General features: G+C 60.1%; 20 protein-coding genes and 1 tRNA gene. 13 read left to right on the forward strand and 8 right to left on the reverse strand.

The features are described 5' to 3' along the window. Positions 1-47 precede the first annotated feature (47 nt). On the forward strand, positions 48-1130 hold the full coding sequence (locus J3U06_RS01970) for a dihydroneopterin aldolase (protein ID WP_267444142.1): 1083 nt from the start codon (positions 48-50) through the stop codon (positions 1128-1130). Next, the gene (locus J3U06_RS01975; protein ID WP_267444143.1) at positions 1127-1714 is read left to right on the forward strand and encodes a DUF3180 domain-containing protein; all 588 of its coding nucleotides are present in this window, start codon (positions 1127-1129) and stop codon (positions 1712-1714) included. The genes J3U06_RS01970 and J3U06_RS01975 overlap by 4 nt, the downstream gene beginning before the upstream one ends. A 73-nt stretch (positions 1715-1787) precedes the next feature. On the opposite strand, the gene J3U06_RS01980 is transcribed toward J3U06_RS01975, so the two are convergent. Continuing rightward, positions 1788-2702: an acyl-CoA thioesterase gene (locus J3U06_RS01980; RefSeq protein WP_267444144.1), complete on the reverse strand. Its 915-nt coding sequence runs from the start codon at positions 2700-2702 to the stop codon at positions 1788-1790. Between the two features lie 39 nt (positions 2703-2741). Beyond that, positions 2742-4418: an energy-dependent translational throttle protein EttA gene (gene ettA / locus J3U06_RS01985; RefSeq protein ID WP_220236185.1), complete on the reverse strand. Its 1677-nt coding sequence runs from the start codon at positions 4416-4418 to the stop codon at positions 2742-2744. Positions 4419-4719: 301 nt separating this feature from the next. Between ettA and J3U06_RS01990 the strand changes: the two genes are divergently transcribed. Continuing rightward, complete coding sequence (locus tag J3U06_RS01990) at positions 4720-5367, forward strand: ECF transporter S component (RefSeq protein WP_267444145.1); 648 nt, start codon at positions 4720-4722, stop codon at positions 5365-5367. Between the two features lie 85 nt (positions 5368-5452). Further along, a tRNA-Ile gene (locus tag J3U06_RS01995) sits at positions 5453-5529 on the forward strand. A gap of 614 nt (positions 5530-6143) precedes the next feature. On the opposite strand, the gene J3U06_RS02000 is transcribed toward J3U06_RS01995, so the two are convergent. Continuing rightward, positions 6144-6968 carry a helix-turn-helix transcriptional regulator gene (locus tag J3U06_RS02000; protein ID WP_267444146.1) on the reverse strand — a complete coding sequence of 275 codons (825 nt, stop codon included), beginning with the start codon at positions 6966-6968 and terminating at the stop codon, positions 6144-6146. Positions 6969-7111: 143 nt separating this feature from the next. On the opposite strand from J3U06_RS02000, the gene J3U06_RS02005 reads away from it, so the two are divergent. After that, positions 7112-8323, forward strand: coding sequence for a MalY/PatB family protein (locus tag J3U06_RS02005; protein ID WP_220236182.1), 1212 nt, complete (start codon positions 7112-7114; stop codon positions 8321-8323). Between the two features lie 77 nt (positions 8324-8400). Here the strand turns inward: J3U06_RS02005 and J3U06_RS02010 are convergent, their stop codons facing one another. Beyond that, a complete protein-coding gene (locus J3U06_RS02010) occupies positions 8401-9174 on the reverse strand; it encodes a (S)-acetoin forming diacetyl reductase (RefSeq protein WP_220236181.1) in 774 nt (257 codons plus the stop codon). Between the two features lie 207 nt (positions 9175-9381). On the opposite strand from J3U06_RS02010, the gene rpmE reads away from it, so the two are divergent. The 8 genes from rpmE to J3U06_RS02050 all read left to right on the forward strand — a co-directional run bounded on the left by rpmE (position 9382) and on the right by J3U06_RS02050 (position 17622). Then, a complete protein-coding gene (gene rpmE, locus J3U06_RS02015) occupies positions 9382-9594 on the forward strand; it encodes a 50S ribosomal protein L31 (RefSeq protein WP_015022244.1) in 213 nt (70 codons plus the stop codon). Positions 9595-9697: 103 nt separating this feature from the next. Then, a complete protein-coding gene (gene prfA / locus J3U06_RS02020; RefSeq protein WP_267399543.1) occupies positions 9698-10786 on the forward strand; it encodes a peptide chain release factor 1 in 1089 nt (362 codons plus the stop codon). Beyond that, entirely contained in the window at positions 10783-11766 is a 984-nt protein-coding gene (prmC, locus tag J3U06_RS02025; protein WP_267444147.1) for a peptide chain release factor N(5)-glutamine methyltransferase, read from the forward strand. The genes prfA and prmC overlap by 4 nt, the downstream gene beginning before the upstream one ends. 52 nt (positions 11767-11818) lie before the next feature. Beyond that, a complete protein-coding gene (locus tag J3U06_RS02030) occupies positions 11819-12478 on the forward strand; it encodes an L-threonylcarbamoyladenylate synthase (protein ID WP_220237448.1) in 660 nt (219 codons plus the stop codon). Then, positions 12475-13665, forward strand: a complete 1191-nt coding sequence (locus J3U06_RS02035) for an MraY family glycosyltransferase (RefSeq protein ID WP_267399545.1) — start codon at positions 12475-12477, stop codon at positions 13663-13665. The genes J3U06_RS02030 and J3U06_RS02035 overlap by 4 nt, the downstream gene beginning before the upstream one ends. Positions 13666-13731: 66 nt before the next feature. Beyond that, on the forward strand, positions 13732-15279 hold the full coding sequence (guaB, locus tag J3U06_RS02040; RefSeq protein WP_220236177.1) for an IMP dehydrogenase: 1548 nt from the start codon (positions 13732-13734) through the stop codon (positions 15277-15279). A 194-nt stretch (positions 15280-15473) separates the two neighbouring features. Beyond that, positions 15474-16175 carry an oligoribonuclease gene (orn, locus tag J3U06_RS02045; RefSeq protein WP_220236176.1) on the forward strand — a complete coding sequence of 234 codons (702 nt, stop codon included), beginning with the start codon at positions 15474-15476 and terminating at the stop codon, positions 16173-16175. A 40-nt stretch (positions 16176-16215) separates the two neighbouring features. Then, positions 16216-17622: a PIF1 family DEAD/DEAH box helicase gene (locus J3U06_RS02050; protein ID WP_267444148.1), complete on the forward strand. Its 1407-nt coding sequence runs from the start codon at positions 16216-16218 to the stop codon at positions 17620-17622. Here J3U06_RS02050 and J3U06_RS09360 read toward each other — a convergent pair. The 4 genes from J3U06_RS09360 to J3U06_RS02065 form a co-directional block, all read right to left on the reverse strand. Beyond that, a complete protein-coding gene (locus tag J3U06_RS09360) occupies positions 17580-17981 on the reverse strand; it encodes a GNAT family N-acetyltransferase (protein ID WP_416378928.1) in 402 nt (133 codons plus the stop codon). The genes J3U06_RS02050 and J3U06_RS09360 overlap by 43 nt on opposite strands. A gap of 401 nt (positions 17982-18382) precedes the next feature. Then, on the reverse strand, positions 18383-19135 hold the full coding sequence (locus tag J3U06_RS02055; RefSeq protein ID WP_267444149.1) for a hypothetical protein: 753 nt from the start codon (positions 19133-19135) through the stop codon (positions 18383-18385). 26 nt (positions 19136-19161) lie between these two features. Continuing rightward, positions 19162-20604, reverse strand: coding sequence for a hypothetical protein (locus tag J3U06_RS02060; protein ID WP_267444150.1), 1443 nt, complete (start codon positions 20602-20604; stop codon positions 19162-19164). Positions 20605-20660: 56 nt separating this feature from the next. Next, positions 20661-21446 carry an ABC transporter ATP-binding protein gene (locus J3U06_RS02065; protein WP_324123883.1) on the reverse strand — a complete coding sequence of 262 codons (786 nt, stop codon included), beginning with the start codon at positions 21444-21446 and terminating at the stop codon, positions 20661-20663. Between the last annotated feature and the right edge of the window lie 39 nt (positions 21447-21485).

The raw sequence follows: 21485 nt of genomic DNA on the forward strand, positions 1-21485 counted from the left end.
AGGGTGTGCGGCAGTAAATGTTCTAAGGCAAGGGAGGAGCATACATCATGGATTCCATCCGTTTGAGCTCCATCAAGGTCGCACCCCTGCATGGTCAGCAGAAGCCTGGGTTCGGCTACCAGGTCGATGCCGTCCTCTACCTGGATTTGAGTGAGGCAGGCAGGCTCAACGACGGCACTCAAACAGTTGACTATGTGCAGATTGTCCGCCGGATCGTCAACCTGATCCAAAACGAGTCGCCTGATGAGATTCTGGAATCCCTGACTGCCAAGGTGGCTGATGCCATCCTGCTCTCCCACCAGATACGCCGCACCCGGGTTACGGTCACCCGTCTGGGCGCCGACCAGGGAACAGGGGTCGATTTTCAGGTGGGCGTCACCTTGGAGCGTGCGGCCGACGATCAGGTGGAAGGCAACCCGGCCAGCATGGAATCTGGACGAGTTAGCGGCGGGGGGAATGCAGCTCTAGGGCATCCCTCATTCCTGCTGTCTGGTCAGGCCGATTCTGGCCATGCGGCGCAGGCCCGGCTGCGTCACCCCTTGACCTCCTCTACAGAGAACAGTCCGTCCTCGGGTCCGGAGAATGATAACGAAGCTTTCAGCCGGCCGACTGTTGAAAGAGCCAAGCCGCAGGGCCTTCCGATGCGTGATGTAATTGCGCTGGAGGGAGCATCGGGAACAGATCGGTTGGCCATGCTTCGTACTCTTGCAGCTCTGGACGGAATCCCCGGCAGTCAGTTGGTCGGCATCTCGCCTCTATATGCCTACCGGGATGATCAGGGGGATCAGCGTCTGTCGGCTGTGGTTATCCTGCAGACGCCGCTGAATCTGGAGGAGCTGCAGTCGGCTCTAGACATGGTGGCCGCTCCTATCAGGCAGATGGGCGGCTTGGATGCCGATGTGGTGGAGGTGGAGACTCTGGATGGTTCTGTTCTGTCTTCCCAGGACCGTCCGCCTCTGCTGACCGCTGATGCTCCAGCGCGCGTTTTGATTCCCTGGGCCTATTTGGAGCCTGAACACTGCCTGCTTGGTGCTGGCGGATCCTGTCTGGCCAGCCTGGCCAACCGTGCTCCTGACCGTGATCGCATCAGCCTGGTCTCGGAGGACTGGATTCTGGACGGTCTGTCATGAGGGCCCGCCGCACACCGCTCGTGCACTACCTGGTCGCCCTGATCCTTGGGCTGATTGGAGGTGCCGGCATCTCGGAACTGGGCATGTCCACCAGGACGGACCTCATGGGGGTTCCCTGGCTGGTCAGCGTATTGCTCTTCCTGCTTGGGGTGGCCATCCTGATCATGGCCTTCCAGGTGCATCGCTACGCCAGGGGAGACCGCAAGGAGATGGATTTGCGTTTCGCGGTCAATGTGCTGATCATGAGCAAGGCCTTGGGCGTTGCCTGTGCTGCTCTGTTGGGCTGGTACGGCAGTCAGGCTCTGATCAGCATGGGCCATGCAGGCGCGCCCTATTACACACGGGTCATGCAGGAGTGCCTGGTAGCATCCCTGGTCTGTCTTATCGATGTGGTAGCCGGGGCCGTGGGGGAGTGGCTCTGTCAACTGCCGCCGAATGACGGACCTGAGAATACCGACCGGCGAAAGGCCTCACAAAGACCCATGGCCGATGCAGCCGATACTGTTGACAGGGAGGAGACAAAGGCCGATGCCAGTGAGAATCATGCTGATCAGCGTCCAAGGCCGTCGCCAAGAAATTCCTGAAGACGGTCGGTCGCTGCCGACCATGCTGCTAACCCTGTGCTTTTTGAAAAATACGCGATGACCTGGTGGCCGTTCAGTCTTTAGGCACCCTGATCATGGCCTCCTGAACCATGAAGGCAGCTAGGTCACCCTGGCGGTTGTAGACCTTGGCCATGCATAGGTTGCGTCCGTGGTCGGCTACTGGGGACTCCTGAATAAAGCAGTGCCAGTCGCAGGGATTCAGGTCCTGATACCACCACATGGCATGGTCGATGGAGGCGAAGGAAATCCCTGGGGTAGTCATGCTCAGCCCGGCACGGCGCAGGGCAGGCTCCATCATGATCTGATCGCATTCCATGGCCAGCAGCGCTCGGCGCATCAGCGGGTCCAAGTCGGCTCTTCCCTGGGTGCGGCTCCAAACGGCCTGACGACCCCTGTCGTCGTTCTTGGAATCCCCGGGTACTGCATCATCTGCATCATCCAACAGGACCGTGCCGCCAACATGACGCATGTCGAAGGGGCTCCGATGGGCGTAGTAGTCCGCGAAGGGGGACTTGTCGGCATAGGGTTCCATCAGCTCTCGTGAACCAGGCAGGTCCTCCGGATCAGGCAGCCCCGTCGGCATGGGGTCGTCATAGCGGACGCCCTCCTGGCCGACCTGCTGATAGGAGAGCAGGGCGTTTAGGAGGGTCCGTTCCCCCTGGTGCAGGTCAACTCGCCGGGAGGAGAAGGAACGGCCGTCACGGATGGTCTCCACTTCCGCCTGAACGTCCTGATTCAGGAGTCCGGTGCGCAGGTAACAGGCGTGCATCGAGTGAGGTAGTCGGCCCTGGGGCGCGGTCCGCCCGCCGGCCATGATGGCCTGACCCAGCAGCTGGCCCCCATAGAGGCGTCCCGTGGGAAAGTCCAACGATTTTCCAAGGAAACGGGAACGGCCATCGGCGGGCTGCTGCTTCTGCAGGTTCAGCCCAGCGATGGCCTGGGCCAGTGCTTCATCCTCGGTGCTCATGCTTCTCCTTGGCCTTCGATTCCCAGTGGCGTATTTCGTTCAGCGAGTCAGCTTGCGGTGGATGCGGTGGGGCCTGGAGGCCTCCTCGCCCAGACGCTTGACCTTGTTCTCCTGGTAGGCCTGGAAGTTGCCCTCGAACCAATACCAGGAGGCCGGATTCTCGTCCGTGCCCTCCCAGGCCAGGATATGGGTGGCGATACGGTCCAAGAACCAGCGGTCGTGGGAGATGACCACAGCGCAGCCGGGAAAGGCCAGCAGGGCGTTTTCCAGACTTTCCAGGGTCTCCACGTCTAGATCGTTGGTGGGCTCGTCCAGCAGGAGAAGGTTGCCGCCCTGCTTGAGGGTGAGTGCCAGATTCAGCCTGTTGCGCTCTCCGCCGGAAAGGACTCCGGCCGGCTTCTGCTGATCCGAGCCCTTGAAGCCGAAGGAGGCTACGTAGGCGCGGGTGGGCACCTCAACGCCTCCGACCTCGATGAAGTCCAGCCCCCCGGAGACTACCTCCCAGAGGTTCTTGTTGGGGTCGATGCCCTCGCGGTTCTGATCCACGTAGGAAATCTTGACCGTGTCGCCGACCTCCAAGGAGCCCGATGTCAGCGGCTCCAGTCCCACGATGGTCTTGAAGAGCGTGGACTTGCCCACTCCATTGGGGCCGATGACGCCCACAATGCCGTTTCGAGGCAGAGTGAAGCTCAGATCGTCGATCAGGACACGGTCGCCAAAGGCCTTGTGGATGTGCTCAGCCTCCAGCACCTTGGAGCCCAGACGAGGACCCGGCGGAATCTGGATCTCGGAGAAGTCCAGCTTCTTGTTGTTCCGGGCCTCGTTCTCCATCTGCTCGTAGCGCTCCAGGCGGGCTTTGTTCTTGGCCTGCCGGGCTTTGGGGGAGGAGCGGACCCACTCCAGTTCGGTATTGAGCCGCTTGGCCAGCTTGGCATCCTTCTGTCCTTGGACTTCTAGACGCTTGGCTTTGGTCTCCAAATAGGTGGAGTAGTTGCCCTGGTAAGGGTAGAGGTGGCCACGGTCCACCTCGCAGATCCATTCGGCCACATTGTCAAGGAAGTACCGGTCGTGGGTCACGGCTAGGACGGCGCCCTTGTAGGTGTGCAGATACTGTTCCAGCCAGAGGATGGACTCGGCGTCCAAGTGGTTGGTGGGCTCGTCGAGCAGCAGTAGATCGGGGGCTTCCAGCAACAGCCGGCATAAAGCCACCCGGCGGCGTTCGCCTCCCGAGATGACCGAGACCGGGGTGTCCGGGTCGGGGCACTGCAGAGCATCCATGGCCTGGTCCAGCTGGGAGTCAAGGTCCCAGCCGTTGGCGGCATCAATTTGCTCCTGAAGCTGGCCCATCTCGGTCATGAGAGCGTCGTAATCAGCGTTGGGGTCGGCCATCTGCTCGCCGATCTGGTTGAAGCGGTCCACCTTGCTCATGATGTCGCCGAAGGCCATGCGAATGTTCTCGCCCACGGTCTTGTTCTCGTCCAGAGGTGGTTCCTGCTGCAGGATGCCTACCGTATAGCCGGGGGTGAGCTGAGCCTCGCCGTTGCTGACCGTGTCCAGGCCGGCCATGATCCGCAGCAGGGTGGACTTGCCCATGCCGTTGGGGCCCACCACGCCAATCTTGGCGCCGGGCAGGAAACTCAGGGTCACGTCGTCGAGGATGACGCGGTCGCCGAAGGACTTGCGCGCCTTGATCATCTGATAAATGAATTCGGCCAAGAAGCTACCTCACAGAACCATGAAAAGCCAATGCAAACTGTATTCATGGTAGTGGGAACTTCTGACTTATGCGCCGGGCTGATAGGCAGGGCCAGGCAGACGTATGGCCGCCTATAGGCAGGATCTATGGCCAGACCCTGGTCCCGCGCTCACAGTCGGGGTAGCCTTGAGTGGACGTTCCCGCCCGGCATGCGCAGGTCAAGGAACGCTGCGATCCGGCCTGTCTGCAGCACGACCGGGCGTTTTGCTGTGTGCATGAATCAGGAAGACCGGTCGATGTGCCGGCGGATCGGAGTTGACTATGACGACGCGAACAGGCGTTGGAGACAAAAGAGCACAGCGTGCGGGCCATGCCCTTGCTTGGAAGCCGCTGGATATCGCTGTTGGCGCTGGTCTGGGCGCGGTTGCCGGACTGATCTACTGGGCCGCCAGTCTGCTGGCCTCCTGGATATTTCCGCTGATGACCGCTCTTCTGCCGGGCATGGCAGCCCTTTTGCACGGCATTTTCTACTTTCCTTGCACGCTGTCTCTGCTGATAATCCGCAAACCCGGGGCCGCGGTCTACGTGGGGATCATCAGCGTACTGGTGGAGATCCTGCCAGGCAACGCCTACACTGGGCCCATGATTTTCGTGCAGGCCCTCTTGGAGGCCCTTTGCGCCGAGCTTGCTTTCGGTATCTTTCGCTATCGGCGCTGGAGCCTGGGAACCACTCTGTTGGGCGGACTGCTGATCGCTCTGGTCTACAACGCCTTCCTCTTGGCCTTCTATTACCAGGGCGTCGCCTTCCTCAGCCCCCGCGGGCTGGTCGGCACGGCATGCGAGATCATCAGCGGTCTGTTCTTCGCTGGACTGGTCAGCTGGCTGCTCTTCAAGGCTATTGTCAGGACCGGAGCCTTGGATCGCCTGGCTTCCGGGCATGATTTGCATGTCGCCCGATCAGGTATCTGAGGGCTGGCGCAGTCGCAGTCCGACACAACCGGGAGGCGGTATGAGTCCTGGCATTTGCTAGGATGGAACAGCTGCTTGTCGGCTTGGGGCCTTAGCTCAGTCGGTTAGAGCAAACGACTCATAATCGTTCGGTCCAGGGTTCAAGCCCCTGAGGCCCCACCACCAAGCAACCCCCTGAAACCGGTCGGGTTCCAGGGGGTTGCGTCAACGGCCGAATCCAGGCCATGACGTTTTTCTTCGTCCAATGACAATCTGGTGGCTCAGCTCGGTGCCGGATGGTGTCTTCAGATGCTTGTCTTTGCAGCTCGAGGGTTTTGTATCCCGAACTTTCTTGATAGTCTTAGGAGAAGGACAAGCCCCGAATCTTGTCGGGGCCGTCCTCTCGTCGCCTAGCTCTAGCATCCATGATTCACCGATGCAATAGTACGGCTTCACATGAAAGCCGGGGGAAAAGAGCTAGGCGCGTTTTCAAATCGGATCATGGAGCACTTGTGAATGGGCATCCATCCTTCAGTGCCAGCAGGCTGATATGCATACACAACCTGGGCTTAAGCGTGTCGCACTGATCCGGAAACGATTCCGCAGAACCGCTAAGTATGTGAATAGAGAATAGAAAAGAGTACGGGACGCGCTCGAGTTGGAGCCGTCAACATATGCCAGGAAACTATACGCATATACATCTCCTCTGGAGCTGCAATCAACTCAGCCCCTGTAGATCTCTCGTGTATACGTCCCCCGTATATCTGCTCCTAATGATACACCCTGACAGGGGTGTGTCAACGCTGGACCTGGCGCGCCGATCTGCTCTGATCGGGGCCTGCGCCAGCATTGCGTATGGTATGCAAATAACGGTAGACGCTGGCGGAGGAGACCTCGAGAGCCTGGGCAACCGTGTCCACTGCGCCCTTGATCAAAAAGACCCCCGAGCCTTCAAGCCGTGTGATCAGCTGCAGTCGTTCCTGCCGGTTCATCCTCGCCGGAGGGACTTCCAGCTCAGCGGCGAAGTCGGCGATATTATGCGTTACCAGTTCGTTTGTATTCACCGAGAGCACCTCACGGGTCGATTGGTCGCCCACGGTTTTGTCGTTCAGTCGGACAGCGCCCGAAGTCGGCTGGGCGCGGCCAACTTGAGCATCCGATTTCTCTGACGCGGCCCCCCTGTCCTTCAGCTCCGCGGCAGGACCGGTCAGCCCCAGGGCATCCAGATAAGCGCTTGCCTGTCTTAGCTGCTGACTGGCCTGCCGGAAGGCGGAATTGTCAAAGTTGATGCAGAGAAAGCCGATCACCCGTCCTCTCGCATCTCGCAGAAAGAAAGTAGAAGAGACCATGGGGTGTCCCTGGATGGTATAGCCGGTGTAATGGGTCAGGTAGTCGCGCTGTTCGTATTCGTGGTTCTGCCAGATGCGCAGGACTAGGTCGGTGGCGGGGCTGCCTATGGTGCGTCCGCTCAAGTGGCCGTTGGCGATGGCCACAACCGAATGCGAGAAATCCTTGACGCTTTGAAGAACCACTTCCGTGTTGGGCCCAAGAATCTCACCTAGGAAGTCCACTAGCGGGATGAAAGGACGCAGGGCCGGCGAAACGGGCTTCGAATCTCCCATTCTGGTCACCCCCCATCAGCTGGTTCAAGGCAGATAGTACCATCGTTGCTTTGCTATTGGCCGCGGACACTCGGATCCAGCCCACAGCAGTAGACTGACAGAAGATCGCTGCGAGCGCGTCTGCACGGGATGAGAGGTTGACTATGGCATACGATTTCACCAGCATTATGGATAGGCACGGCAGGGACGCCATTGCGGTTGACGGGCTGGGTGCCGAGCCTGGATTTGCCCCCGAACCTCCCAAGGAAGGCTTCGATGTCATCCCCATGTGGGTGGCGGATATGAACTTCCCGACGGCACCTACTATCCCCGAGGCCATCATCGAGCGCGCCAAGCACCCGGCATTTGGCTACTTCAGCCCTACTGAGGAGTACTACAATGCCATCATCAACTGGCAGCGCACCCGCAATGGCGTGGAGGGCCTGATGGCCGAGGACATCGGCTATGAGAACGGGGTCCTGGGCGGAGTGGTCTCCACGTTGACCGCTTTTGCTGCGCCTGGCGATGCAGTATTGCTCCACAGCCCGACCTATGTCGGCTTCACGTCCTGCATCGAGAACAACGGCTACCACATCGTGCACAGCCCGCTGAAGAAGGACGAGCAGGGCGTCTGGCGGATGGACTTCGAGGACATGGACCGCAAGCTCAAGGAGAACAACATCCATGTGGCGGTCTTCTGCAGCCCGCACAACCCCTGTGGCCGCGTCTGGGAGAAGTGGGAGATCGAGAAGGCCATGGAAGTATATAAGGACAACGACTGCGTGGTCATCTCCGACGAAATCTGGTCAGACCTGACCCTGTCGGGCCACAAGCACATTCCCACCCAGTCGGTCAGCGAGGATGCCCGCAACAGGACGGCAGCCTTCTATGCGCCCAGCAAGACCTTCAACCTGGCCGGGCTGGTCGGCTCCTACCACATCATCTACAACAAGTATCTGCGCGACAGGATTGTGGCCAAGGGGTCCAAGGCCCACTACAACGACATGAACGTTCTGTCCATGCATGCCCTGATCGGGGCCTACAAGCCCCAGGGCCAGGAGTGGGTGGACGAACTCCGACAGGTCCTGACCGGGAATGTGGACTATGCCTTCGATTACATCCGGCAGCATTTCAAGGGAGTCGAGCTCTCCAAGCCCCAAGGCACCTACATGCTCTTCCTTGATTGCACGCAATGGTGCAAGAATCATGGTCTGAGCCTGGATCGGCTGCTGAAGCGTGCCTGGGATGTAGGCGTGGCCGTCCAGGACGGGCGGCAGTTCAAGGCTCCCTGCGCCATCCGCATGAACCTGGCCCTGCCTTTGAGCCGTGTCCAGGAGGCCATGGATCGTCTGGACAAGTACGTCTTCAACGCCTGAATGATCATGGACTCTCGCCGTCGGGCAGAACCGATCAGCGAGGGTCCATCATATGTGGGCGAATCCTGGCGGGAGGCTCACTGGAATTGCATACCGCCGTCCACGATCAGGGTCTGGCCGGTGATGTAGTCAGAGTCGTGCCCGGCCAGGAAGGCTACGGCATTGGCCACGTCCTCCGGCTCGGAAAGCCGTCCCAAGGCGATGCCGTCCGAGAAGGTGGACATGCCCCACTCGTCATCCTTGCCGGCGTTGACCCCCACCTGATGAGCGATGTCCATCATCATGGGCGTCTTGACAATGCCGGGGGCATAGGCGTTGGCGGTGATGCCCTCCTTGGCCAGATCACGCGCCGCCACCTGAGTCAGGCCGCGGATGGCGAACTTGGTGGAGGAATAGAGCATCAGGTTGGGGTTGCCCACCACGCCTGCCTGGCTGGTGGCGTTGATGATTTTGCCCCCGTGGCCCCGGTCGCGGAAGGCCTGAACGGCGGCCTGCATCCCCCAGATGGTTCCTGCCACGTTGACGTGGTAGACCTTGTCAAACAGCTCTGGAGTGATGGACTCGATGGGGGTGGTCGGTCCGAGACCAGCGTTGTTGACGATCACGTTGAAGTCGCCCAACGTGGTTGCGGTCTTCTCAACGGCGGAACGCACCTGGACACGGTCGGTCACGTCCAGGGTGACGGCCACGGCCCGTCCGTCTGATTGGTTGATGGAGTCGGCCACTGACTGGGCCTTATCTGTATTCATATCCGCTACAGCCACGGCGAACCCGTCCTTGGCCAGACGGCGGGCAATAGCCTCGCCGATCCCCTGAGCCGCCCCTGTAACGAACGCCACTTCCTGCTGCATTGCTGCCCTCCTGTGTTGGCTTGCCGGGCCGTTCGGTCCGACTGTTCGATTCTAAAGGAAGCCCGACCGGCCACCCCGGTTGGCGGATTCGGCGTGTGGCGCAAGGGGATCGTGTTCTCCCGGGGATGCGCTAGACTATTACGCGGTTGCCGGTTCACGTCCGCCACAGGGGCGGTCGACCCGGGGCCCTTGGATCTAGGAGTAACCATGAAGCAGGGAATTCATCCCGATTATCATCCCGTTGAGGTCACGTGCTCGTGCGGCAATACCTTCATCACCCGTTCGACCGCTCCCGGCGATCATATGACGGTTGATGTCTGCTCGCACTGCCACCCCTTCTACACCGGCAAGCAGAAGATTCTGGACACCGGTGGTCGCGTGGCTCGGTTCGAAGCCCGTTACGGCAAGAGGACCAAGTAGCACTTCCAACGCCAGTCCCTTCCGGGTCGCTCTGCTATGCCCGGTGGGGACTGGCGTTTTTTATGACTTAAACCATGCGGATGAGCGAACGGGAAGAGTGCAGATGAGCGAGGAGCAGTTTCCGGCGGCGGTGGCTGCCGTCGAGGAGTACGGTCGCCTGGAAAAGCAGATGAGTCAGCCCGAAACGGCTTCAGACCCGGTGCAGATCCGCAAATTGGGCCGCAGACACGCCGAGCTCGCTCCCATTGTTGCTGCCTACCAGGCTTATCAAGGCGCCTTGGAAGACAGCCAGGCGGCCGAACAGATGGCACGGGAGGATCCTGGCTTTGCCGAAGAGGCTAAGGCTGTGGCAGACCGCATACCGGATCTGGAGCAGACCCTGCGCACCGCTCTTATTCCGCGTGACCCAGATGACGGCCGCGATACGATCATGGAGATCAAGGCTGGCAGCGGCGGCGAGGAGGCGGCCCTCTTCGCTGGCGATCTGATGCGCATGTATGTGCGTTATGCCGAAAAACGCGGTTGGACCATCGAAATCATGAGTGAGAACCGAACTCAGCTGGGCGGGGTCAAGGATGCCCAGATGGCCATTCGTGCTCGCGGTCAGGTGGCTCCTGCAGACGGCGTCTGGGCCTCGCTCAAGTATGAGGGCGGCGTTCATCGGGTCCAACGCATCCCCGTCACCGAGTCTCAGGGTCGCATTCAGACTTCAGCCGCTGGAGTCATTGTCTTTCCCGAGGCTGACGAAGACGACAATGAGATCGAGATTGACCCCAAGGACCTCAAGATTGACATCTTCATGAGCTCCGGACCAGGAGGACAGTCCGTCAACACCACATACTCCGCTGTGCGCATGACCCATATTCCCACCGGCATTGTGGTCTCCATGCAGGATGAGAAATCCCAGATACAGAATCGTCAGGCTGCCCTACGGGTGCTCAAGTCGCGTCTGCTGGCCATGAAGCATGAGGAGGAGGCCGCCCAAGCCGCCGACATGCGTCATTCCCAGGTCCGTTCTCTGGATCGGTCTGAGCGTATCAGGACCTACAATTTCCCCGAGAGCCGGATCGTGGATCACCGCACCGGCTACAAGGCCTATAACCTGGAACAGGTGTTGGACGGCGACCTGCAGGCCGTTATCGACTCTGATATTCAGGCCGACGAGGCCCGCAGAATGGCTTCGCAGGGGTGAATCAACAGAGGCATGGGACCAGTCTGGCTGGGCTGGTTGATAGCGGCCATCGCCTGCTGGCCCAGGCCGGCGTGCCTACCCCGCTCAATGATGCCAGGCTGCTGCTGGCCGATGCCCTTGGGTGCGATCTGCACCAGCTGGATCAGGCTCTGCTTTTGAAACGGACTGCTGAGGAACTGCTGACGGATGAAGGCGGGCGCAGACAGGCTGATGGTTTTCGGAGGGCGACCCTGGACCGTTATCAGTCCTATCTGCAGCGGCGAGCCGGACGTGAACCCCTGCAGTACATTCTTGGCCACGCCTACTTCCGTTATTTGGATCTTCGCCTGGGGCCGGGGGTCTTTATCCCACGTCCTGAGACCGAAACGGTGGTCCAGGCGGGAGTGGAGGCCTTGACCGGAGTGGATCATCCACTGGCAGTGGACCTGTGTTCTGGCAGCGGGGCCATCGGCCTGTCCTTGGCTATCGAGGTTCCAGGATCGCAGGTCAAGGCCGTGGAAGTGGACAAGGAGGCATATCGGTGGGGTGCGCTGAACGCCACCGATCAGGAGGCTGCCATCCGGGAGTCTGGGTCCGATTATCAGCTGCTGCTGGCTGATGCCACGGACCTCGCCACCCTGTCTGATCTGGATGCCAAGGTGGATCTGGTCATCAGCAACCCTCCCTACGTCCCCATGGATGCGATTCCTAGCCAACCCGAGGTGCGTGACTGGGATCCTGACCCGGCCCTCTATGGTGGTTCACCTGACGGGTGTCTTTTGCCCTGCCGCATTCTGGACAAGGCCATGGTTTTGCTGGCCCCCGGTGGTCTGCTGGTCATGGAGCATGATGCCTCCCAGGGGCCGGCCATGGTTGCTGCTGCACTGGAGCGGGGATTTGTTCAGGCACGCACTCATCAGGACCTGGCTGGTCGAGACCGCTACCTGACAGCCCGACGGCCAGTCCATGCATCCTGGCGACCTGCCTTGGTCCTGGGATAGATTAGTAGCTGGTCACATGAACATGTCGAACCGAGAGGTCGTGATGCAGGGTATGAGCCGGGTGATGACCTATGACAGCCGGTCGCCGCAGTTGCTGGCCCAGGTGGTGGCTGCCGGAGGGCTGGCGGTCATTCCTACCGACACGGTCTATGGCATCGTCTGTGATCCATGCAATGATGCGGCCATCGATAGGCTCTTCCAGGCCAAGCACCGTCCCAGAACCAAGTCCATTCAGGTGTTGCTGGATGGGGTCGAGGCCATGGACCGGTTGGATCTTAGCCTGCCTGCCCCTCTTGATCGCCTGGCTGACGCCTTGTTGCCGGGTCCTTTTTCGCCTATTGCCCAAGTGGGGCAATCCTGCCCTCTGCGCACCCCTCGAATGGAGCCCGATGGCTCTACCCAGGCCGTCAGAGTACCCGATTCTCCCATCTGTCGGGCGCTCCTGCAGGTGACCGGACCTTTGGCCGCTTCTAGCGCCAACCGATCGGGGAATCCCAGCGTGGAGACCGTGCAGCAGGCCAGAGCCGAGCTTGGTGATAGCGTCGACCTTTACCTGGACGGGGGACCGACCCCTGGCTCAGTGGCCAGCACAGTGGTGGAAGCCGACAAAACTGATCCTGATGGGATGCATGTGTTGCGGCAGGGCGTAATCGGCGAGGCCCGGGTCCGTGCTCTTCTGTCGGGCCGGTCCAGCGGAGGGGAGGGCCAGTGAGGGTATATTTGTTCATTGCTGCCATCGCTGGCGGGGCCACCTGGCTGGTCATGCCCATGATTCGTCATCTCGCCATCCGGGTTGGCGCCGTAGGCGTGGTCCGCGCTCGCGACGTACATAAAGTGCCCACCCCTCGGATGGGCGGCTTGGGCATGCTGATCGGATTTGCCGTAGCCATGTGCTTTGCCTCCCGCATCCCATTCATCACGGGCCTCTTCCAGTCCGGGCATCAGGCTTGGGTCATCCTGGCCGGGGCCGTAGCCATCTGCCTGCTGGGCATAGCCGACGATCTTTGGGACCTGGACTGGATGCTTAAGCTGGCTGGCCAGCTGCTGATTTCGGTCTTCGTCTCCTGGGGCGGTATCCAGATCATCTCCCTCCCTCTGGGATCCTTGGTGGCGGCATCGCCCAGCCTGTCCATGGCCATAACGGCATTCCTGATCGTGGCCTCCATCAATGCGGTCAACTTTGTGGATGGACTGGACGGCCTGGCTGCAGGCATCGTGGCCATCGGGGGCATCGCCTTCGCCATCTACTCCTATATCATCGCCCGCATCTCGCCCGACTACGCCTCTTTGGCCACCCTGATCGACGTGGCCATGGTGGGCATTTGCGTGGGATTCCTCCTGCACAACTGGCATCCAGCCAAGCTTTTCATGGGAGACTCAGGATCCATGCTGCTGGGATACCTGATTACCTGCGCCTCTATCGTGGTCACCGGCCGACTGGATCCGGCAACTATTCATGCCAGCATCTATCTGCCGGCATTCATGCCCATTCTTCTGCCCATCCTGGTGCTTTTCCTGCCTGTTCTGGACATGTGCCTGGCCATCATCCGAAGGCTCAGTCACGGGCAATCACCCATGCACCCCGACCGCATGCACCTGCACCATCGTATGTTGCGCATAGGTCACACGGTTCGTTCCGCGGTCCTTATTCTCTGGGGCTGGGCCGCTCTGATCGCCTTCGGCTCGCTCTTTATTCTATTCTTCCGTCTGCGATATGTCATGATTGGTCTGGTCCTGGCCGCCATACTGCTGACCTTCGCCACCCTCTACCCTTACTACCGTCGTCGACTTCCCGAAATCAGGCGCGAGAACGCACTTCTCGCTGCCCAAGGCTCACAGCATGCGGCCAGACCGCCCTGGCATCGCAAGAGCCGCCATGATAAAAATGAGGGCGATTAATTCACTGGATGAAATAGTACGAACACCGTACCGTTAACGGTCAAGAAGCACTTGTAGCATGGTGCTATGGCTAAGGAAAACCCACAAAGCGAACCCTCCTCCTACACTCAACTGCCCGACGCCTTCCAGAAAATTGGTCTGGCCTATGATGACGTCCTCCTGCTGCCCAACGAATCCGATGTCATTCCCTCCGAGGTGGATACCACCACCCGGCTGACTCGGAACATCACCATGAAGTCCCCGGTCCTCTCGGCTGCCATGGACACGGTCACCGAGGCTACCATGGCCGTGGCTATGGCCCGCAACGGCGGCATCGGCGTCCTCCACCGCAATCTCAGCATCGAAGATCAGGCCAATCAGGTCGACATCGTCAAGCGGTCCGAGTCCGGCATGATCTCCGACCCCCTGACCGTCACACCAGATGCCACACTGACCGACCTGGACAAGCTTTGCTCCACCTACAAGGTCTCCGGTCTGCCCGTGGTGGATCGTCGGCAGCGGCTGGTGGGCATCATCACCAACCGTGATATGCGTTTTGTCAATCCTGCTGACTTCGACCGGCTTAAGGTCAGCGACATTATGACCAAGGACCATCTGATCACCGGTCCGTCCGACATCACCAAGGAAGATGCCCACCAGCTTCTGGCCAAGTACAAGGTGGAGAAGCTCCCCCTAGTTGATGACGAGGGCAAGCTGACCGGGCTGATCACCGTCAAGGACTTCGTCAAGACCGAGCAGTACCCCGAGGCGACCAAGGACGAGCGTGGCCGGTTGCGTGTGGCTGCGGCCGTCGGTTTCTTCGGTGATGCCTGGCAGCGCATCACCGCTCTGGCCGATGCCGGGGTTGACGTTCTGGTCGTGGACACCGCGCATGGTCATGCCAAGCTCATGCTGGACATGATTCGCAGGATCAAGGCTGATCATGCCTTCGACCATGTGGATGTGATCGGCGGCAACGTGGCCACCCGCGAAGGTGCCCAGGCTCTGATCGATGCTGGTGTTGACGCGGTCAAGGTCGGCGTGGGCCCCGGCTCCATTTGCACCACTCGCGTGGTTGCTGGCGTGGGCGTGCCCCAGCTGACTGCCGTCTACGATGCCGCGCTGGCCTGCCGTCCTGCCGGCATCCCTCTGGTGGCCGATGGCGGAATCCATTACTCGGGAGACATTGCCAAGGCCGTCGTGGCGGGAGCCGATTCGGTCATGCTGGGGGGTCTGCTGGCAGGCACCGAGGAAGCCCCTGGCGAGAAGGTCCTCCTGCATGGCAAGCAGTACAAGGTCTATCGGGGTATGGGATCGCTCGGCGCTATGGCCCCGCGCGGCAAGAAGAGCTACTCCAAGGACCGCTACTTCCAGGCCGACGTGACAAGCTCCGACAAGGTGGTGCCAGAGGGTGTCGAGGGCGAGGTGCCCTATCGCGGTCCGCTCAACTATGTGCTCTACGAGCTGGTCGGCGGCCTGCACCAGACCATGTTCTACACCGGTGCCCGCACCATCCCCGAGCTGCAGCGCAAGGGCAGGTTCATTCGGATCACCGATGCTGGTCTGCGTGAATCGCATCCCCATGACATCGTCATGACCAAGGAGGCCCCCAACTACTCAGGCTTCCACAACTGAGCCTACATAGGCAGGTGATCGGCGCAGGGTCTCATCATGACCTGCGCCGATTGCTTATCTCAAGTCAGTCATGGTCCGGTCGGTTGTGCTGGCGAGCACTCCGCCGGTCACGTGCTGGCGGTATCTTGTAACGTTCCGCCCAAGGCGGCGGAAGGAACGACCCGGGCAGCAACCCGGATCTGAAAGGCATACAGATGAGCGATAAGAATGAACTGACCTTCACTGCGGAGGAATCCCGCATGATCTGGATAGACTGCGAGATGACCGGTCTGGATATCTTCCATGACGAGCTGTGCGAGGTCTCCGTGGTTCCCACCGACTTCAACATGAAGGTCCTGGACAAGGGCATCGATCTGGTCATCAAGCCCTCCCAGGCGGCCCTGGACCATATGGGGGATTTCGTCAGGAAGATGCATACCTCCTCCGGCCTGATCGAGGAGATGAAGACCGGCCTTGACCTGGAGGATGCCCAGCGTCAGGTGATCGAGTACGTCAAGCCCTTCTTGCCCAAGAACGGCAAGGCTCATCTGGCAGGCAACTCGGTGGGTTCTGATAAGAAGTTCCTTGACAGGTACATGCCCGACTTGATGAATCTTCTGCACTACCGGGTCATTGACGTGAGCACCCTCAAGGAGCTGTCGCGCCGCTGGTACCCGGACGTCTACAAGAACAAGCCGGCCAAGCATGGCGGTCACAGGGCCCTGGCCGACATCATCGAGTCCATGGACGAACTGCGCTACTACCGCTCCATGTTCTTTGTTCCTGCCCCCGGACCTGATCAGGCCCAGTCCAAGGCCGGAGCGGAACAGATCGAGCAGACCAGTCTTCTGCGCCATTACGAAGAGTCCGGCAATCCTGTCGAGGATGCCAATAAGCCTGAGAAGACCGACTACTGACAGGCGTGGCCATGTACCTCTGACGTGGCACCATGGAGGCATGCAACAATCCGAAGCCTTGACCATATTGAGTGCGGGGGCCAATGCCTTCATCACAGGTGCCCCAGGGTCAGGCAAGACTTTTGTGCTCAACGAGTTCGTCCACCAGGCCCGGCAGGCCGGAGCGGTTGTGGCGGTGACAGCCTCGACCGGAATTGCCGCTACGCACATCAACGGCCAGACTATCCACTCCTGGAGCGGTGTGGGAATCGCCACCTGTATGACGGAATCGCTCTTGAAGCGGATCAAGACCCGTCGTCGCAGGCAGATTGAAGGCACCGACATCCTGGTCATCGACGAGGTCTCCATGATGCACGCCTGGCTCTTCGACATGGTGGACCAGGCCTGCCAGGCTGTTCGCCACAGCCCCGAGCCTTTCGGAGGGATCCAAGTGGTCCTTTCCGGGGATTTCTTCCAGCTGCCGCCGGTGACCCGGTCCAACCGAGCTGCAGGGATACTGCCCAGCCCCGAATTCCAGGCTGCCCGGGAACGCTATGCTCAGGTTGGCAAGGATCCGGATGGGTTCGTTACCGAATCACTGGTCTGGCGGGAACTGGACCCCGTCATCTGTTATCTGACTGAGCAGCATCGCCAGGACGATGGTCAGCTGTTGACCGTCCTGACTGATATCAGGGAGGGCGGCGTCACCCAGGAGGACCATGAGGTCCTGGCTGCCCGAGTCGGCGCAGTGCCTGCTCCTGGACAGGTCGCAGTCCACCTCTTCCCGGTCAACAAGCAGGCCGACACGTTGAATGACCAGCGCCTGGCCTCCATCGACGAAGAGGCCCACCATTACCAGGCCACATCCCGGGGCGAGACAAGGCTGGTTGAGCGGCTGAAGAAGAACATGCTGGCCCCCGAGGATCTGGCCCTGAAGACCGGAGCGGCGGTCATGGCTCTGCGCAACGACCAGGATCATCAATATGTCAACGGCTCCATAGGCACAGTCAGCGGATTCACCAGCTCGGCCAAGGGGGGATGGCCGATTGTCTCCTTCCAGAATGGCAATCTGGTCACTATGAAGCCGGCCGCCTGGGAGACTATGGATGGGGATACGGTCTTGGCCGCCGTCAATCAGGTTCCCCTTCGCTGCGCATGGGGGATCACTATCCACAAGTCCCAGGGGATGACCTTGGACAGGGCAGTCATGGACCTGAGACGGACCTTCGCGCCAGGGATGGGCTACGTGGCCCTCTCCCGTGTGGAAAGTCTGGATGGGCTCTATCTGACGGGCATCAATGAGCACGCCTTCCTGGTCTCTCCCGATGCCGTCGTTCTGGATGCGGGATTGAGGGCCGAGTCCAAGGCGGCCTGCGCCCGTCTGAAGGATGAAGGTCCTGAGTCCTTCACCAAGCGGGCCGTCGGTCAGGAACCAGAAGACGAATTCAGCCAGGACCAGCTTTTCTGAAGGGTCGTCCTTATTGGTCTTGGCCCGGTATGGTTATTTGGGTAGTTCGAGACGCCATGACAGGCGAACCATGTCTCTAAGGGTGATTCCGTTCTCGCAAAATAATTCCGTTCAATGCGGTCCATGCGAAACCCGCATGTCTGGTAGAAGCAAAGGGCTCCAAAACTGGTGGATCCGGTCCCAACTTCCAGCCTTCTCAGGCCCAGCCTGACAGTCTCCATCTTGGCTCGGTCTATTAATCTACTTCCAAGCCCCTGTCTGCGATAAGCGCGGTCCACATTGATATCGGCAATTTCCACGGTATCCGTGTTCGGTCTGGCAAGCAGCATGACACCGGCCAGGGTTTGTCCTACTCGGATTTCATAGGCGCGGGAATGGGTGAAACGTCACGGATTATCCGTTCTGAGGGATCGGCCTCCAGGAGGAGCGTCAAGTGCTCTGCGTCGAGGTTGGTAAAGGTCTGGATGGTCACACCCGGCTCTGAAGACATAGGTGCCCGCCTTATCCTAGTAAATCAGAAAACCTGTTCGTACAACTATCATATCTTGGCTGTCCTTATGGAGGAGGGATAGGGCTAGATAGATGCCAGATGTCAGGCTGCGGATTTACCGACCTTTCCTGTATGTGCTGTCTGGCTTTTGTTTCGGTTATGCGGGTCATATACGCAGGTCCGGTTGACTGCTGGGTGGATCCGGACAAGCTCCTGCGCTGTTAAGGCCCTCAGGATCTCACACCTCTCACAAGGAGTCGTGCCGACTCTTTATTTCTTGTCCATAATCATTCCCCGGCCTCCGGTGACCGTCCAGAGTATGACGGCGAAGACCGTCAAGACCGTGGCAATCGCCGGCCAAGTACCCTGTCCAGGAACGGGTGGTCTAACGTCCTCGGGGTATAGACGGAGCGACATTCCCATGCCTACTTGCATACTTTGGCTGGCGATATTAATCACTGCCAGCCCTGCGCCCAGTCCAAGCCCGTAGAAACGACCCAGTGATGCGATGCCGAGCATGACCGAAGATGCGTCGACTAGGCCGTTGCAGACAGCCAGCCTGAGCAGCGACTGTGCACTGGCCGAGTCGCCGCGGGAGCTGGGTATGGTAAGGAGGAGGTTGAGAAGAAACGGCAGCATCAGCACGCCTGTCCCGGCGGCCAGGGCTCGCCAACGGACGCGCGCCAGGTTCAGGCGCTCCCATGTGGGCATAAGCGGGGCAAGCATGACCAAGGCGCATGCGCTGAACGCCGCGTAGGCCAGCTCGGCCATGGGTACGATACTGGGTACGGCGCTTTTGCCTTGTGAGCATTGGGTGTGCACGGCGCCGTTGAATACCGCTGCATGTGGATCGGGAACGCATACGTATCCGTAATAGGCTGGCCGGGCATAGATCTCCCCGCCGGTAGCTGACGTGGAGGCGGAAGCAAGCAGGAAGGGCACGGCCGTAGCCAGCACGACGAATGCCAAGGCCGCCCATGGGCGGCGCCCAGCCAACCATCCGACCGAGATTCCGCCTTTCATGGAACCATGTCGATGCCGGCCACCCATCAGTGGTTCTTCCCCAGACCATTGATGACATCGGACGGCGTGACGGTGCAGCGTTCGATGTCAGAGAGGTTACGACGCACATAGGCATGGAACTCTTCATTCGTAGCGTCGTTGAGCAGATCGGCGGCAGGGCCTCGGGCGCTTCCCAACCCAGAGATTGCGCTTCCCCCGCCCAGGGACTGGTAGGCGGTCTCTCTCATGCGCTGGGGCAGCTGCTCCAGTACGAAGGCGGACACGCTGGCACCGCCATCCAACGTCCGTTGTTTATACACGTTTTTAAGTGCCGTAGCCGCGCAGTCCGCATGAATGAATTCCTCCACGATGGCCTCCGTGACATCAGCTAGGTCGCTGTATCGTCCAGTGCGTTCGGTGACTGTGTCGGTCATCACCTGTATCTTCTTGCCGCCCAACTGTCGCAGTTCGGCCAGGCCTTGGCCGGTGAGATTCCATGCCTGGCCGTGGGTTGTGGGCGTAAAGGCGTTGCCCAGCAAAAGCACAAGACCCGATCTGCCCTCCACGCTGTCCTTGGGGAACCATGAGGCGACCGACTGCATATACCGCATGTAGCGTCTCAGCTGGGCATCATCATCCGGGTGGGCGCACACTGACAGCGGCACACCGTCTATGCTTTTGCACACAGGGGTGAACGGAACGGATCGGCGCCATTCTGCCAGGCTGGACATGGCGACCAGGCCCCCGGCAGCAGTCGGAACAAGCAGAAGCACCACCAATGGGGCGACTATCCATGACAGGCTGCGCCGCCACCGGTGTGCCGTCAGTATGCATGCCCCAGTGGATGCGGCCAGCACTACCGCGACTAAAATCCAGCGCACTGCCACAGCTGACGGATTAATCCTGAGCCCCGGCTCAGCACCGATGCCCGTGTCCATTACCGGCATCACCACGGATAGAGCCGACCCCCACATTCGGGGAAACACGTCCCCCTTGGGTACGCGCGGTATGAGCAGTACCACGCTGCCCCAACACAGGATCGCAGGCAAGAGTGTGGCCGGCACCATGGACCAGCGGCTGCCCATGATGGCGCCGAGCGCATAACCGAGGGCGAACATTGCCGCCGGCACTGCCATGCCCATGAGCAAGGCTCCCAAGGGAACTGATCCGCCCGTGGATTGCAGAGTCTGGACAATGGCGGGAAGACAGCCCGCCACATAGGCCAGGGAGCACAATGCAGCGCCTTTGAGGACAGGTGCGCTGTATCTGCGGACGGCCGACCCCCCGATCCAGGGCGGCGCAATCATGGACCGCGGGGAGCATGCCTTCCAGGCACTCCACGCACCAAACATGCAGGCAATCACATCCGTCACTAGATGCATCCAGGTCAGGTCAAGCTGCAAGGCGGCGTTTGGCAACACCCGCAGGGACGCGTCTGGTCGGCCGACGCCGTAGTTGCGCACCGATAATGCAGCCGGATATGCCATCATTGACAGAAAGAACACCAGCGAGCTTATCGGCGATAGGGGATTGAGCAGCCGGACCATTATGAGACCCCTTCCTGGTCGGATGGCAGGTGTCCAGTCCCCTTCAGAAGCTGTCGATAACCAGATTCCCAAGGCGATGCCATTGAGTCCTCAGGACTGGCCAAGGCTGCGAGATCATCCATGTGTCCGTCCAGGAGCAGATGCCCATGATTGAGCACCAGTACACGGTCGGCAATTGCGGCCAGGTCCTCAACCAAATGTGTACTTACCAGCACCGTGTGACTGTCCGCATAGGCGTCGAGGAATCTACGTACCTCAATGCGCTGCACCGGGTCGAGGCCAACGGTCGGCTCATCCAAGACGAGCACGTCGGGACGGGCAACAATCGCACAAGCGATGCCTACCCGTTGACGCATGCCGCCGGACAGGCTGCGCACCGGGCGGTGGGATTCCCCGGACAATCCCACCTGCTCCATGGCCCACACTGCTGCGTCGCAGGAAGCACTCCAGGACAAACCACGCGCCCATGCGGCATACCGCACGTTGCGCATGAGGCTGGAGGCATCCATCAGCTCGAAGGATTGCGGCAAATAGCCAATCCGGCTCCTGGCCCGACGTCGTCCAGAGCTGGTCAGCACATGCGCCCCGGCAATCTTCACATCGCCCGACGAAGGTCGCGATAAGGTGGTTACAATATTCAGGAGGGTCGTCTTGCCGGCACCGTTCGGACCCAGCAGGCCGTATACGCCATTGCCGAAGCTCAACGATACATCGGATAGCACCCGTCTATGTCCGTATGAGAAACAAACATGCGACAGGGAAACGCACACTTTATAAGTCACTATTGAACCAAACTGTAAAAAAGAGAAGCGGTCCTTCTTCTG

Origin of the sequence: Bifidobacterium sp. B4142, assembly GCF_026537325.1 — a bacterium.
Lineage (GTDB): Bacteria > Actinomycetota > Actinomycetes > Actinomycetales > Bifidobacteriaceae > Bombiscardovia.

What these genes read in the sequence shown, in the direction of transcription:
- J3U06_RS01970 (WP_267444142.1), top strand. Translation starts at nt 48, where the DNA reads ATGGATTCCATCCGTTTGAGCTCCATCAAGGTCGCACCCCTGCATGGT.
- J3U06_RS01975 (WP_267444143.1), top strand. Translation starts at nt 1,127, where the DNA reads ATGAGGGCCCGCCGCACACCGCTCGTGCACTACCTGGTCGCCCTGATC.
- J3U06_RS01980 (WP_267444144.1), bottom strand. Translation starts at nt 2,702, where the DNA reads ATGAGCACCGAGGATGAAGCACTGGCCCAGGCCATCGCTGGGCTGAAC.
- J3U06_RS01990 (WP_267444145.1), top strand. Translation starts at nt 4,720, where the DNA reads ATGACGACGCGAACAGGCGTTGGAGACAAAAGAGCACAGCGTGCGGGC.
- J3U06_RS02000 (WP_267444146.1), bottom strand. Translation starts at nt 6,968, where the DNA reads ATGGGAGATTCGAAGCCCGTTTCGCCGGCCCTGCGTCCTTTCATCCCG.
- J3U06_RS02005 (WP_220236182.1), top strand. Translation starts at nt 7,112, where the DNA reads ATGGCATACGATTTCACCAGCATTATGGATAGGCACGGCAGGGACGCC.
- J3U06_RS02010 (WP_220236181.1), bottom strand. Translation starts at nt 9,174, where the DNA reads ATGCAGCAGGAAGTGGCGTTCGTTACAGGGGCGGCTCAGGGGATCGGC.
- rpmE (WP_015022244.1), top strand. Translation starts at nt 9,382, where the DNA reads ATGAAGCAGGGAATTCATCCCGATTATCATCCCGTTGAGGTCACGTGC.
- prfA (WP_267399543.1), top strand. Translation starts at nt 9,698, where the DNA reads ATGAGCGAGGAGCAGTTTCCGGCGGCGGTGGCTGCCGTCGAGGAGTAC.
- J3U06_RS02030 (WP_220237448.1), top strand. Translation starts at nt 11,819, where the DNA reads ATGAGCCGGGTGATGACCTATGACAGCCGGTCGCCGCAGTTGCTGGCC.
- guaB (WP_220236177.1), top strand. Translation starts at nt 13,732, where the DNA reads ATGGCTAAGGAAAACCCACAAAGCGAACCCTCCTCCTACACTCAACTG.
- orn (WP_220236176.1), top strand. Translation starts at nt 15,474, where the DNA reads ATGAGCGATAAGAATGAACTGACCTTCACTGCGGAGGAATCCCGCATG.
- J3U06_RS02050 (WP_267444148.1), top strand. Translation starts at nt 16,216, where the DNA reads ATGCAACAATCCGAAGCCTTGACCATATTGAGTGCGGGGGCCAATGCC.
- J3U06_RS02055 (WP_267444149.1), bottom strand. Translation starts at nt 19,135, where the DNA reads ATGAAAGGCGGAATCTCGGTCGGATGGTTGGCTGGGCGCCGCCCATGG.
- J3U06_RS02060 (WP_267444150.1), bottom strand. Translation starts at nt 20,604, where the DNA reads ATGATGGCATATCCGGCTGCATTATCGGTGCGCAACTACGGCGTCGGC.